The sequence below is a fragment of the Stappia sp. genome, assembly GCF_048261845.1.
GTDB lineage: Bacteria > Pseudomonadota > Alphaproteobacteria > Rhizobiales > Stappiaceae > Stappia.
Map to the genome: position 1 here is coordinate 1 of NZ_JBLXFR010000048.1, position 13,368 is coordinate 13,368.

11 protein-coding genes are annotated in these 13,368 nt (G+C 67.6%); 3 read left to right on the forward strand and 8 right to left on the reverse strand.

Translation table 11 applies throughout. The features are described 5' to 3' along the window. The 5 genes from ACN0T5_RS16505 to ACN0T5_RS16525 all read right to left on the reverse strand — a co-directional run. Positions 1–1,518 (reverse strand): HAMP domain-containing protein (locus ACN0T5_RS16505; protein WP_417769709.1); only part of this gene is annotated, 1,518 nt, incomplete at its 3' end. Positions 1,519–1,667: 149 nt separating this feature from the next. Continuing rightward, positions 1,668–2,357: a Crp/Fnr family transcriptional regulator gene (locus tag ACN0T5_RS16510; protein ID WP_417769710.1), complete on the reverse strand. Its 690-nt coding sequence runs from the start codon at positions 2,355–2,357 to the stop codon at positions 1,668–1,670. Positions 2,358–2,732: 375 nt separating this feature from the next. Beyond that, a complete protein-coding gene (locus ACN0T5_RS16515; RefSeq protein WP_417769711.1) occupies positions 2,733–3,521 on the reverse strand; it encodes a ChbG/HpnK family deacetylase in 789 nt (262 codons plus the stop codon). A gap of 68 nt (positions 3,522–3,589) precedes the next feature. Then, positions 3,590–5,101: a glycosyltransferase family 39 protein gene (locus ACN0T5_RS16520; protein WP_417769712.1), complete on the reverse strand. Its 1,512-nt coding sequence runs from the start codon at positions 5,099–5,101 to the stop codon at positions 3,590–3,592. Between the two features lie 16 nt (positions 5,102–5,117). Then, entirely contained in the window at positions 5,118–6,269 is a 1,152-nt protein-coding gene (locus tag ACN0T5_RS16525; protein WP_417769713.1) for a glycosyltransferase family 2 protein, read from the reverse strand. Positions 6,270–6,749: 480 nt separating this feature from the next. Between ACN0T5_RS16525 and hisS the strand changes: the two genes are divergently transcribed. From hisS to hisG, 3 genes are read left to right on the forward strand one after another with little or no spacing between them, the layout of a single operon-like run. After that, complete coding sequence (gene hisS, locus ACN0T5_RS16530) at positions 6,750–8,348, forward strand: histidine--tRNA ligase (protein WP_417769714.1); 1,599 nt, start codon at positions 6,750–6,752, stop codon at positions 8,346–8,348. Beyond that, complete coding sequence (locus tag ACN0T5_RS16535; RefSeq protein ID WP_417769715.1) at positions 8,345–9,460, forward strand: ATP phosphoribosyltransferase regulatory subunit; 1,116 nt, start codon at positions 8,345–8,347, stop codon at positions 9,458–9,460. Before hisS ends, ACN0T5_RS16535 begins: the two co-directional genes overlap by 4 nt. Before the next feature lie 13 nt (positions 9,461–9,473). Next, complete coding sequence (gene hisG / locus ACN0T5_RS16540; protein WP_417769716.1) at positions 9,474–10,478, forward strand: ATP phosphoribosyltransferase; 1,005 nt, start codon at positions 9,474–9,476, stop codon at positions 10,476–10,478. Positions 10,479–10,499: 21 nt separating this feature from the next. On the opposite strand, the gene ACN0T5_RS16545 is transcribed toward hisG, so the two are convergent. The 3 genes from ACN0T5_RS16545 to groES all read right to left on the reverse strand — a co-directional run bounded on the left by ACN0T5_RS16545 (position 10,500) and on the right by groES (position 13,169). After that, positions 10,500–10,712: a SlyX family protein gene (locus ACN0T5_RS16545; RefSeq protein WP_417769717.1), complete on the reverse strand. Its 213-nt coding sequence runs from the start codon at positions 10,710–10,712 to the stop codon at positions 10,500–10,502. A 418-nt stretch (positions 10,713–11,130) separates the two neighbouring features. Next, on the reverse strand, positions 11,131–12,768 hold the full coding sequence (groL, locus tag ACN0T5_RS16550) for a chaperonin GroEL (RefSeq protein WP_417769718.1): 1,638 nt from the start codon (positions 12,766–12,768) through the stop codon (positions 11,131–11,133). Between the two features lie 113 nt (positions 12,769–12,881). Beyond that, entirely contained in the window at positions 12,882–13,169 is a 288-nt protein-coding gene (gene groES / locus ACN0T5_RS16555) for a co-chaperone GroES (protein ID WP_417769719.1), read from the reverse strand. Between the last annotated feature and the right edge of the window lie 199 nt (positions 13,170–13,368).

The following is a 13,368-nucleotide window of genomic DNA, read 5'->3' on the forward strand; positions in this document are numbered from 1 at the left end:
GACCTTCTCGTTGGTCGAATGGGTGCCCTGGGTCGCCTGGTCGACGACCTGAGTGGTCTGGCCGACCTGGCGGGAGATCTCGGCGATGGAGGCGGAGAGTTCCTCGGCGGCGCTGGCCACGGTCTGCACGCTGCTGGTCGCCGCGGAGCTTGCCTGCGAGGTCTCGCTGGCCCGTTCGGCACTGTCATGGGCGGAGGCGGAGAGCTCGCGCGCCGTCTCGTCGAGACCCGATGCCGTCTGGCTGACACTGCCGATAAGGCTGCGCACGGTGTCGCGGAAACCGGAGATCAGCGCCTCGGTGCGGGCCTGGCGCGCGGCGCGGGCCTGCGCGTCCTCGCCCTGGGCGGCTTCGAGCCGCTGGCGCTCCAACGCGTTCTCGCGGAAGGTCTCGACCGCCCGCGCCATGTCGCCGATCTCGTCCTTGCGCCCCTCCATGCCCGCATCGACGGACGTGTCCCCGGCGGCAAGGCGGCGCATCACGTCGGTGAGGCGGGCGACCGGGCTGGCCAGCGCGCCGGCCCCGAACCAGACGACGCCGAGGACGACGACAAGCAGGCCGAGGGCGATGGCGAGCATGGTGTTGCGGGCGCTGGTCGCGCCGGCGACCATGGCCGCGTACGGCACGTCGATAGCGACATACCAGCGTTCGGAGACGCCGGGGAAGGACACCGGGACAGCGGCGAGATAGCGCTCGCCGACACGGGCGCTCGCCGCGCCGGACGTGGCCGCGCGCATCAGCTCGAGCAGCTCGGGATCCTCGACCTTCTTGCCGAGCAGGGCGGTGTTGGAGGTCGAGACCCACAGGTCGTCGCCGCCGACCAGCTTCACCTCGCCGGCGTCGAAGGGCTTCAAGGCCGACATCTTGTCGACGATGGCGGTCAGCGCCAGGTCCGAGGTGGCGATGCCGACGGGCTTGTCGCCCTTGCGCACGACCCAGCTGATGGTGGTCATCAGCACGTCCTTGCCGTCGATCGGATAGGTGTAGGGAGCGGTCACCAGCGAGCGGTTCTCGCGCACGGGCGTGTCGTACCAGCCCTCGGTGCCCGCTTCCTTGGTCATGATGAGCTGCTCGACCACCACCTTGCGGTCGGTTCCGAAGTAGAAATAGGGGACGAAGCGGCCGTTGGCGTCGGAATACTTGTGGCCGATGAAGTCGCCGTCGCGTCCGTCCAGCCCGTTCGGCTCGAAGGCGAGCGTCATGCCGACGAGCTGGGGATTGGCCTCCACCGTGCGGATCATCAGGTCGCCGAGCCGGTCGCGATCGGTCATGCCGCCGGCAAGCAGCCCCTCGACGGCCACCGCCGTCGTCTGGGCGACGGTGAGCGAGCGCGACACGCCGCCCGACACTTCGCTGGCATAGGCATCGAGCAAGGCGCGTGCCTCGCTTTCGGCAGCCTTCTCCGCCGCCGAGGACATCACCAACGAGCCGGTGAGGCTGGTGCCGATCATCGCGGCGAAGAACAGCGCACCGGCACTGACCAGGAGTTTGTTGCGTATCGACAGGTCGGAGAACCGCATTGCCTAACCTCACGTTGGGGCCCGAACTTTCCCCGAAATTCCTAGCGGATTCCCCTTACCGCGGGCTTAACCCACGGCATTTGTTGCAGGATTTGGAAGAAATCGGCGGCAGGCCTTTTCGACGCTGCGTCAGTTTGGCCGCAACTTGCTCAAAGCGCCGAGGCGCGGCGCAGCCAGTCGGGATTTTCCAGGCAGTAATAGCCGGAAATCCGGCTGATCGTGCCGGCCCGCTTCCAGTCGTTGAGCACGCGGCTGACGTTTTCGCGCGCCGCGCCGGCCATGTTGGCGATGTCGGCCTGGGAGAGCTTGTAGTGGATCAGGATGCGGTCCTTGTCGACCGGCTTGCCGAAGGTTTCGGCAAGCTGCAGCAGGGTCTGCGCGACACGGCCGGGCAGCGGCAGGAAGGAGCGCGCGGCGAGCACGTCATTGGCCTGCCGCAGCCGCTTGCCGACGATCGAGAGCATGTGCCGGTAAAGCGCCGGGTTCTCGTCGGCAAAGCGCTCGAAGGCATGCTTGTCGATGAAGGCGAGGCGCGTGGGCTTTAGCGCGGTGACGGTGGCGGAACGGGCGCGCCCGTCGAGAAGCGCCAGTTCGCCGACGATCGAGCCGGGCCCGAGCACGGCCAGCAACTGCTCGTCGCCCTCGACGCTGACGATGGAGACCTTCAGCGAACCTTCCAGGATGGCGTAGCAGCCATTGCCGGGATCTCCGGCCTCGAACAGGATCGCGCCCGGCTTCACCGACATCGGCCTGGCCAGCGCGGAGAGGCCGGCGGCCAGTCCGGTGTCCAGGCCTTCCATGGAAAAGCTGTTTTCCAGGAATGTCTTGATTTCCAGCATCAGTCCCGCCTCGGTCTTTCGTCCTCAAGGAACGCGATTATCGGGACCCGGCATGAATGCCGCATGAACTGAAAACAGGCCCCCACGACTGCCCCGTCGTGCCGGGCCGGCAGGCCCCTCCCCATACTAAGGCGGTTTTGCCCCCAGCAAAGCGGATTGTGTGACCGCCATCACTGTAAGCGGGCTGCATTGCCCCCATATTACACTCATCAAACGCCGCTTCTTCCTGACCTCGCGGTGTTCCTCCCCCACGAAAAACCGGTCCCCCATCCCCGCGGGGGGCCGGTTTTCGCGTTTTCAGGTGATGGCGTCAGGTGATGGCGGATGCCGGCGGGCCGCAAGCGCCCGGGAGGACCAGCCGGGAAAACGGGAAAATCAGTAGAGAAAGATGTCTTTTTCCATCAGCAGCAGCGGAAAGGTGCTGCCCCGGAAAAAGGCATACTGGGCGCTGCGCGTGTCGAGCCTTGCACGCGGCTCCGAGCGCCGCAGCCGGTCATCGACCTCGGCCGGCTGGCAGAACACCACGGTGCGGTCGGACAGCCCGTCGAGCCGCCGGCGCACGTGGTGGACATGATCGGCCTCCTCGACGGTGGCGGGAAAGGCCGGGCCGCGCTGCAGCACCCGTACGCCGCATTCGCCGGCCAGGCGCGCGAAGCGCCGGGCCGCGCGCGGCTCGAGCGGAGGCATCACGATGCGCGGCGGCCAGCGGCGCAGGCCTGCCTGCTCCAGGACGACGCGGGCGAGCGCCGGCAGGGCGAGCAGGTCGTCGGTGACATGCAGGAAGTCCGCCGGGCGCTGGTAGAATTCCTCGAAACAGGCAAATTGCGCCTCGACCTCGTCGGCGATCATCTCGTCGGGAAGCAGGCGCAGGGCGCCGCGGAAGCGCCACCAGCGGGCCCTGGGGAAGGCGTCGCCGAACTGGCTTCGCCCGCGCACGGAAAGCGGCTGGTGCGGCTGGGTGAGGGCCAGGGTCAGGCCGACCAGGGTCCGGTGGCGGACGCTGTCGACGGCGTCGCGCAGCGGCATGTATTCGCGCGACCAAAGGTCCGACACGACGAGGCAGCCGACGGCAGACAGCGCACCGGCGGCGATCAGTTCGCGCAAGGCCCGGTCGACGCCGAAGGCGAGGCCGTAATCGGCCGAGGTCAGCAGGATCCGTTTCATCGCCCGATTCTATGCAGCGTGCCGGCGCGCGGCGCCACCCTCTTTTTTGCGCCGGCTCAAGGGAGGGGTCAGGGGAGAGGATAGACCGGATCGAGCGGGCCCGGCCGGAGCGGGTCCGAGACCGCGTAGACGACGAGGTTCTCCAGCGGCACGCCCCTGACCCGCCGCGTCAGTTCGGCGACGCGCCGGACGCTGGCAAAGCGCGCGGAGAGCGCGGCAAGGCCGGGGTCGCGCCGCTCCTCGACAACGAAAAGCGCGGGCCGGGACAGCACCGCCGGGTCGGGATCGGGGCGCATCGCATAGCGGATGCGCTCGGTGAGCTGCTCGACGGGCAGCCGGCGGTCGAGCTGGAAGGCAAGCTGCGCGCTCAACCCGTAGCCATAGGTGGCGATCCAGCCGGCGTCATGGTCCTCGGCGAGGGCGGCAAGCTCCTGGCGGATCTCGGCCCAGCCCCGGGTCTGGAAAGTCGGGTCCTTGCGCGCGAAGGCCCCGGTGAAGGGCGTCACCGCATGCCCGTAGACCAGCAGCGACACGGCAAGGCCGAGCACGATGGCGGCTGCAGCAAGGGCGCGCCAGAACCGGGCAGCGAAGGCCGGCGGATCGGCGGCGACGATCGCCGCCATCAAGGCGAGGGCCGGAAACAGCGGTGCCGGCCAGTTGCCCTGGACACGGGAGTGAAGCGAATGGGCCAGCAGGTAGAAGAAGAAAGGCAGGCTGGTCCATAGCAGCAGGCCGGCGGCCGTCTTGCCGCGAAAGGCGCCGCGCACCACGCGCACAAGGCCGATGCCGGCGAGCAGCGCGATCAGCGGATTGAGCAGCCCGATGACGGCGCCGAGAAACTCCGGCAGGTAGCGCGAGGACCAGCCCTCCGGCACGGCGCGGCCGAACTGCTTGACGAAGGAGGCCCATTCATGGGCGGCGTTCCAGGAGACGACCGGCACGACGAGTGCCAGCGCGATCAGCCCGCCTGCCCAGAGCTGCCAGCTCCGCCACCAGCGCCGCGCATCGGGGACGAAGACCAGAAACGCGACAATGCCCGCGCCGAGGAAAAGAACCGAGTATTTGGCGTTGAGGCCAAGGCCCGCGAAGAGCCCGATGGCAAGCCACCACCACGGATTGCGGCTGGTCGTCAGCTCCGCCAGCGCCCAAAGGGCAAGCCCCCAGAACAGCACGGAGGGCGCGTCGGGCGTGGCGATCAGGCTGCCGACGCCGACAAGCAGCGTCGCGTTGAGGAAGAGCACCGCGTATCCGGCGACACGCGCCCCGTAGAGCAGAAAGCCGGTGCGCCACAGCGCGGCGGATCCGAGGATGCCGGAAAGGACGGCGAGAAGCCGCAGGCCGAGCGCCGTGTCGCCGGCGATCCACTGACCCAGATGCACGAACCAGCCGATCATCGGCGGATGGTCGTAATAGCCGGTTGCCGGATAAAGGCCCCAGAGCCGGTAATAGGCCTCGTCCTCGGCAAGGCCCGACTGTGCCGCGACAACGAGGCGCAGGCCGGTGAGCGCGACGACGAGGAGGGCAAGGAAGGCGGGCCGCAGCCAGAGCGGCAGCGGGACGTGGTCCGGCGGCCGGGTCACGTTTGGCTCCCCGCGCTCAAGCCTTTCGCCATGTCAGCACCGAGCTTGCCGCGTAGTTCCACACCGCGCCCATCACAGCGCCTGCGGCGCCCGCCAGCCCGATCAGGATGCGCCCGGCATCTTCCTGGTAGACCAGCGAGGCGACACCGACATTGGCGATGACGCCGAAACCGCAGACCAGATAGAAGGTCAGCAGCCCGCGCAGCGCGGCAAGGCCGGTGAGCCGCCGGTCGCGATAGGTCAGGCGGTTGTTGAGCCAGAAATTGGTGGTCATGGCGACGAAGGTCGCCGCCGTCTGCGCCACCTGGAAGGACATGCCCTCCAGCTCGATCAGCGCGAACAGCGCCGCCATGTGGACGACGACGCCGGATGCGCCGACCATCATGAACATGAGGAAGCGGACGGAGACGACGTCGCCGACGAATTTTGACAAGAGAAGCCCCAGGAAATCGAGCGCGACCAGCGTGTCGAGCTTGCTCTGCCCGTGCAGCCGCTCGCGGAAGACGAAAGGAAGCTCGACGATGCGCAGGGAGCCGCGCGCGGTCGCCACGATGTCGAGCAGGATCTTGAACCCTTGCGAGGACAGGTCCGGCGCCAGCCGCTCGACCTCGGAACGGCGGATCATGAAGAAGCCGCTCATCGGATCGGAGAGGGTGACGCCGAGGAACAGCCGGGCGAGCCGGTTGGCAAGGCCGGAACCGGAGGCGCGCACGGAGGAAAGACCCGACCCGACATCGCCGCCCTCCACGTGGCGGCTTGCCACCGCAAGGTCGGCGGCGCCGTTGGAAAGCGCCGCCAGCATCTTCGGCAGCAGGGTCTCGTCATGCTGCAGGTCGGCATCCATTACAGCGACATAGTCGGCGGAGGAGGCGAGCATGCCCTCGATGCAGGCGCCCGAAAGGCCGCGCCGGCCGACGCGCCGGATGACGCGCACGCGCGGATCGCGCGCGGCGATGGCGCGGGCCGCCTCCGCCGTTCCGTCCGGGGAATTGTCGTCGACGACAATGGCCTCCCAGGCGATGCCGGCAAGCACGGTGTCGGGCCGGTCGATGAGGACGGGCAGGGTGTCGCGCTCGTTGAAGGTCGGCAGCACGACCGAAAGTCGCGCCGTGGCGGGGCGTGCCGCGCCGTCCGGCTCACTCGTCTGCGATACGCCGTCGACCGGCATGGAAACTCCGAACATTGAGGAACCGAACACTTTCACAAGGCCGCGCGGAGCCGTAGGGCCGGCAGCGGCGGGATCGCGCGGGACCATAGTCCGAACGCCTCCGATTGCAAGCATGGATGCGGGCGAAGCGGCGGGAGGGCGATGCGGGAAGGGTGTCATGCGGCGGGTGCGGCGAGCGTGATCGGTGCCGTCCCCCCTCTGTCCCCTCACGGGGACATCTCCCCCTCAATGGGGGGAGAGGGGTGCGTGTGGCAAGCCTTTACAACACTGCCTCGCGCTGGAGCCCGCCACCTTACACCTGCGGCCGGGATGACGTCAGAGTGGGAGGCAGGGTCTTGCGCTGCCCCAAACTCCGGTCGGGATGACCCCTGAGAGGAGGCAAACGCCCCGCGCCTTGCCGGAGCGGGCTGTTTCGTCTAGGAAACCGGCACCCTTTCGCGCGGCCTCGCCCCGCGCCCTTACCATGGATTCCGATACCCGATGGCCAAGAACAAACCGTCCAAGCTGAAGGCCCGCCTGCCGCGCGGCTTCGTCGACCGCTCGGCCAGCGATATCCGCGCCACCGAGGCGATGCTGGCGAAAATCAAGGCCGTCTACGAGCAATACGGCTTCGATCCGGTGGAAACGCCGGCCTTCGAGTATACCGACTGCCTGGGAAAATTCCTGCCCGACACGGACCGGCCGAATGCCGGCGTCTTCTCCGTGCAGGACGACGACGAGCAGTGGATGTCCTTGCGCTACGATCTCACAGCGCCGCTCGCCCGTCACGTGGCGGAGAATATCAACGAGATCCAGCTTCCCTATCGCACCTATCGCGCCGGCTGGGTGTTCCGCAATGAAAAGCCCGGGCCGGGCCGTTTCCGCCAGTTCATGCAGTTCGATGCCGACAGCGTCGGCGCGCCGGGCGTCCAGGCGGATGCCGAGATGTGCATGATGATGGCCGACACGATGGAGGCCCTCGGCATTCCGCGCGGGTCCTATGTCATCCGCGTCAACAACCGCAAGGTGCTCGACGGCGTGATGGAAGCGATCGGCCTTGGCGGCGAGGAAAACGCCGAGCGCCGGCTGACCGTGCTCAGGGCCATCGACAAGCTCGACAAGTTCGGGATCGAGGGCGTTGAGCAATTGCTGGGCGAAGGCCGCAAGGACGAGAGCGGCGACTTCACCAAGGGCGCCGGGCTGCGCAGGGAACAAATCGACCGATTGCGGCCCGTAATCATGGGTTTCAGGGTTGCGGTGTCCAAGGCGGAGGGCTCCGAACTACCCTTTGATGACATGATCCTGAATGAGGACACGGGCAACTTCTCTGACAATGTCGCGACTTGCGAAAGGTTGGTCGCCGAAGCGACCAATGACATTGAACGGGAAGGAGCGGAGGAACTGCTCGCAATCAGCCGGCTTGTTTCGGCTGCGGGCTATGGCAGTAAACGCATTTTGGTTGATACTTCAGTCGTGCGCGGTCTCGAATATTACACCGGCCCGGTCTACGAGGCGGAGCTGCTCTTCGACGTCACCAACGAGAAGGGCGAGGTCGTGCAGTTCGGTTCCGTCGGCGGCGGCGGGCGCTATGACGGACTGGTCAAGCGCTTCACCGGGCGCGACGTGCCGGCAACCGGCTTTTCCATCGGCGTCTCGCGGCTGATGACCGCGCTGAAGAACCTCGGCAAGCTGCAGGCCGACGAGGTGCTGGCGCCGGTGCTGGTCACCGTGATGGACGGCGACACGGAAAACCTCGCCCGCTACCAGAAGATGACGCAGGAGCTGCGCGCTGCCGGCATCCGCACCGAGATGTATCAGGGCAACTGGAAAAAGTTCGGCAACCAGCTGAAATATGCCGACCGGCGCGGCTGCCCGCTTGCCATCATCCAGGGCGGCGACGAGCGGGCCGAAGGCGTCGTCCAGATCAAGGACCTGATCGAGGGCAAGCGGCTGTCCGGCGAGATCGAGGACAATGTCACCTGGCGCGAGAGCCGCCCGGCGCAGGAAAGCGCGCCCGAGGCCGATCTTGTCGCCACCGTCCGCCGCATGCTCGCCGCGCAGGCCGAGGACCGGGCCCGGGCCCAGGGGGAAGGCGCATGAGCATCCTGCCGCCCTCGCGCCGCTATTCGGAGCTGACCGACCTCTTTTCCGACGAGGGGTTTCCGCGCGTCGAGCCGGCGGTTCTGCAACCCTCCAGCCTCTTCCTCGACCTGATCGGCGAGGACATTCGCGGCCGCATGTATCTGGCAAGCGACGCGGCGGGGGGCGAGGAACTGTGCCTGCGCCCCGACTACACGATCCCGGTCTGCCGCGCCCATCTCGACGGGCCGGGCGCGACGACGCCGGCGCGCTATTCCTATTGCGGCCCGGTGTTCCGCCAGCGCCGCGAGGGCTCGGGCGAGTTCATGCAGGCGGGCGTCGAGTGTTTCGGCCGGGAGGACGAGGCGGCGGCCGATGCCGACATCCTGGCGCTGGCCGCGCGGGCGCTTGCCGTGCTCGGCGTCGACGACCTCGATATCCATATCGGCGACGAGGCGCTTTTTCGCGCCGTGCTTGACGGACTGGACCTTGCTCCGGTCTGGCGCCGCAGGCTTGGCGAACTCTTCGGCGAGCGCGACCGGCTGGACGCTGCGATCTCGGACATGAAGGGCGGCACCGGCGAGGATGCGCCGGCAACGCCCGCATTGATGCGCGCGCTGGAGGGCGTCGACCCGGAAACGGCGCAGGCGGCGGTCGCCGAACTGCTCAGCCTGACGGGCCTGCGCCCGGTCGCCGGACGCTCCGCCGCCGACATCGCCGAACGCCTGCTGGAACAGGCGATGCTCGCCACCCACGACAGCGGCACCGACCGCGCCGCCGGGGTGCTGACGCGCTTCCTGGCGATTGCCGGCCCCCCGCGCGCGGCGGTGGCGGCGATGGAGGGGTTTGCCAGGGAGGCCGGGCTCGACCTTTCCGAACCGCTCGAGCGCTTCACCGCAAGGCTCGATGCGCTGGAAGCAGCCGGCGTCGATACGGGGAGCCTGACCTTCGCCGCCGATTTCGGCCGCCGGCTCGACTACTACACGGGCTTCGTCTTCGAGATCCATTCGGCCTCCCGCAAGGCGGCCGGGCAGATTGTCGGCGGCGGCCGTTACGACCGGCTGCTCGCCCTGCTGGGCGCCGAAACCCGCATCCCGGCGACCGGGTTCTCCATCTGGCTCGACAGGATCTGAAGGCGCGCATGTCATGACCAACGCATCCGACACCCGTTCCCGGCCGCTGATCATCGCGGTGCCCTCCAAGGGCCGGCTGCAGGAGAACACGCATGACTTCTTCGCCCGGGCCGGCCTGCCGGTCGGGCGTCCGGGCGGTGCGCGCAACTATCGCGGACGGCTCGGCCGGTTCGATGCGGGCGAGGTCGAAATCGCGTTCCTGTCGGCCTCCGAGATCGCCCGCGAGCTCAGCTCCGGCCAGGCGCATCTGGGTGTCACCGGGCTCGATCTGGTGCACGAGACGATTTCGCGGCCCGAGGAACTGGTGCACGTGGTCACCCCGCTCGGCTTCGGCTTCGCCGATGTGGTGGTGGCCGCGCCCGACGCCTGGATCGACGTTTCGACCATGGCCGACCTTGTCGATGTCGCCTCGCATTTCCGCGCCCGCAGCGGCGGACGGCTGCGGGTCGCCACCAAATACGTGGCGCTGACGCGGGCCTTCTTCGCAAGCCACGGCCTGTCCGACTACCGGATCGTGGAAAGCGCGGGGGCAACGGAAGGGGCGCCGGCCGCCGGCACGGCGGGGCTTGTCGTCGACATCACCACGACGGGCTCGACGCTTGCCGCCAACAATCTGAAGGTGCTCGAGGACGGCGTGATCCTGAAGAGCCAGGCGCATCTTGTCGCCTCGCTGAAGGCCGACTGGACCGAGGCGCAACTGGCCGCCGCCCGGGTGATCCTCGACCGGATCGCGGCGGAGGACCGCGCCCGCGGCTTCCGCGAGATCCGCGCGCTGGTGCAGGCCCCGGAGCTGACCGCAAGGGCGGCGGCGGAACAGTTCGGCGCGATCGCGCCCTTCGGCACGCAGGTCGGCCAGCCCCTGCTGCTGCACTGCCCGGCAGGCCGCGCCGCCGACTGCGCGACGCTCTTGCGCGACCACGGCGCGCCGCATGTCAGCGTGACGACGCTCGACTATGTCTTCGGCACCAGCAACCCGCTCTATGAGCCGCTCGCGGCCAGGGTCGCCCCGGAAGGCTGAGAGGGGCGGGGCCCCTCCGCCTCAGTAATGCGGCGGTTTGGTCACCGGCGCGCCGCGCGAGGCGGCGTCTTCCAGTTCCTCCACATGCGCGGCAAGGGCGGCAAGGCGGCGGATGAGCGCGTCGAGCTGGCCCGCCTGTGCGGTGACCACCTCGTTCAATTCCTCGACCGTGCGCGTCTGGAAGGCGAGCTGCTCCTCCAGCTTCTCGATGCGGGCAATCGTGTCGCGGTCCATCTCGCTCTTTCCCAAATCTGTTTCGGCTGTCAGTGGCGCGCGGGTTTTTGGGCCGCCGCGCCCGGGGCATCGCCATACCGCTTGCGCGCGCCGCTGTCCATGAGAGGGAAGGGCAGGCGCTGCGATATCGTTCGCCGGCATGGTCCCTGTTCCGGAGACGCGGGGGGAGCCGTCGCGCTTGCCGGGGCTGCCAACGGATCCCTGCTCTCCGCTTCGCTCCGGCCGGGATGACACGAAGTGGGAGGCGAGGGCGGATGTCCTTCGTCCGGTGTTGACCTGCCACAAACGAAAATGGGCGGCCCGAAGGCCGCCCATCCGTGTCTTTTCGAGGTCAGGACTTCTTAGAAGTCCATGCCGCCACTGAAACCGCCTGTTGGCGGTTTCAGCATGCCCGATGACGGGCGGCTTTACGGACTTCTTAGAAGTCCATGCCGCCCATGCCGCCGCCCGGCATTGCCGGAGCCGGAGCGTCCTTCTTCGGCAGCTCGGCGACCATCGCCTCGGTGGTGATCAGCAGGCCGGCGATCGAAGCCGCGTCCTGGAGAGCCGTGCGCACGACCTTGGTCGGGTCGATGATGCCGGTTTCCACCATGTTGACGTACTTTTCGGTCTGCGCGTTGAAGCCGAAGGTCTCGTCGTTGTTCTCGAGGATCTTGCCGACGACGATCGAACCCTCGACGCCCGCGTTCTGGGCGATCTGGCGGATCGGGGCCTCAAGGGCGCGGAGCACGATCTTGATGCCGGCCATGATGTCCGGATTGTCGGAGGTGAGTGCCTCGACGGCCTTCTTGGCGCGCAGGAGAGCAACGCCGCCGCCCGGGACGATGCCTTCCTCGACGGCCGCGCGGGTCGCGTTGAGGGCGTCGTCGACGCGGTCCTTCTTCTCCTTGACCTCGACCTCGGTCGCACCGCCGACGCGGATCACGGCGACACCGCCGGCGAGCTTGGCAAGACGCTCCTGCAGCTTCTCGCGGTCGTAGTCCGAGGTGGTCTCCTCGATCTGCGCCTTGATCTGCGACACGCGGCCCTCGATGTCGGCCTTTTCGCCGGCACCGTCGACGATCGTGGTGTTCTCCTTGGTGATGGAGACCTTCTCGGCGGTGCCGAGCATGTCGAGCGTGACGTTCTCGAGCTTGATGCCGAGGTCCTCGGAAATCACCGTGCCGCCCGTCAGGATGGCGAGATCCTCGAGCATGGCCTTGCGGCGGTCACCGAAGCCCGGAGCCTTGACGGCGGCGATCTTCAGGCCGCCACGCAGCTTGTTGACCACGAGAGTGGCAAGCGCCTCGCCCTCGACGTCCTCGGCGATGATCAGCAGCGGACGGCTGGACTGAACGACGGCCTCGAGGATCGGCAGCATGGCCTGCAGGTTGGAGAGCTTCTTCTCGTGCAGCAGGATGTACGGCTTCTCGAGATCCGCAACCATCTTCTCGGGGTTGGTCACGAAGTAGGGCGACAGGTAGCCGCGGTCGAACTGCATGCCCTCGACGACTTCCAGCTCGGTCTCGAGAGACTTGGCTTCCTCGACGGTGATCACGCCTTCGTTGCCCACGCGCTGCATGGCGCTGGCGATGTCTTCGCCGATCTGCGCATCGCCATTGGCCGAGATCGTGCCGACCTGCGCGACTTCAGCGGAGGTGGAGATCTTCTTGGAGCGAGCCTCGAGGTCCTTGACGGCGGTGGCGGCGGCAAGATCGACGCCACGCTTCAGGTCCATCGGGTTCATGCCGGCGGCAACCGACTTGACGCCTTCACGCACGATCGCCTGGGCGAGAACGGTGGCGGTGGTGGTGCCGTCACCGGCGATGTCGTTGGTCTTCGAAGCGACTTCGCGGACCATCTGCGCGCCCATGTTCTCGAACTTGTCCTCAAGCTCGATCTCCTTGGCGACGGAGACGCCGTCCTTGGTGATGCGCGGGGCGCCGAAGGCCTTGTCGATGACGACGTTGCGGCCCTTCGGGCCGAGCGTCACCTTGACGGCATTGGCGAGAATGTCGACGCCGCGCAGCATGCGGTCGCGGGCATCGGTGGAAAACTTGACTTCCTTGGCAGCCATTTTCATGTCTCCTGGTTGTTTCAGACGTCGCGGGTTTCGCGCCAGGGCCCGGGCGGATCAGCGGGGCCCGCCGGCCGGCGCGGCCGCGACGAGGACAAAAAGCGCGATGCGGCTTAGCCGACCACGCCCATGATGTCGCTTTCCTTCATGATCAGCAGGTCTTCACCGTCGATCTTGACCTCGGTGCCCGACCACTTGCCGAACAGGACCCGGTCGCCGGCCTTGACGTCGAGGGCGATCAGCTCGCCGTTGTCCTTGCGGCCACCCGGGCCGACGGCGACGACTTCGCCTTCCTGCGGCTTTTCCTTGGCGGTGTCGGGAATGATGATTCCACCAGCGGTCTTCGCTTCGGAATCAACCCGGCGAACGACGACGCGATCATGCAGAGGACGGAACTTCATGTCGTGCTCTTTCCTTTCCTGGCCAGCGTGGTACTCCTTCCCGCGATGCCCCGCCTCGGGGTCGTCAGGAAACCGCAGACCACGTTGGCACTCTGTGAATGAGAGTGCTAACAGCGCGACTGATGTAGGATGACCTCCACCGGCTGTCAATGACCCGGTCGGGACGATTTTTCACGATTGCCGGATGTGATGGGGCCCG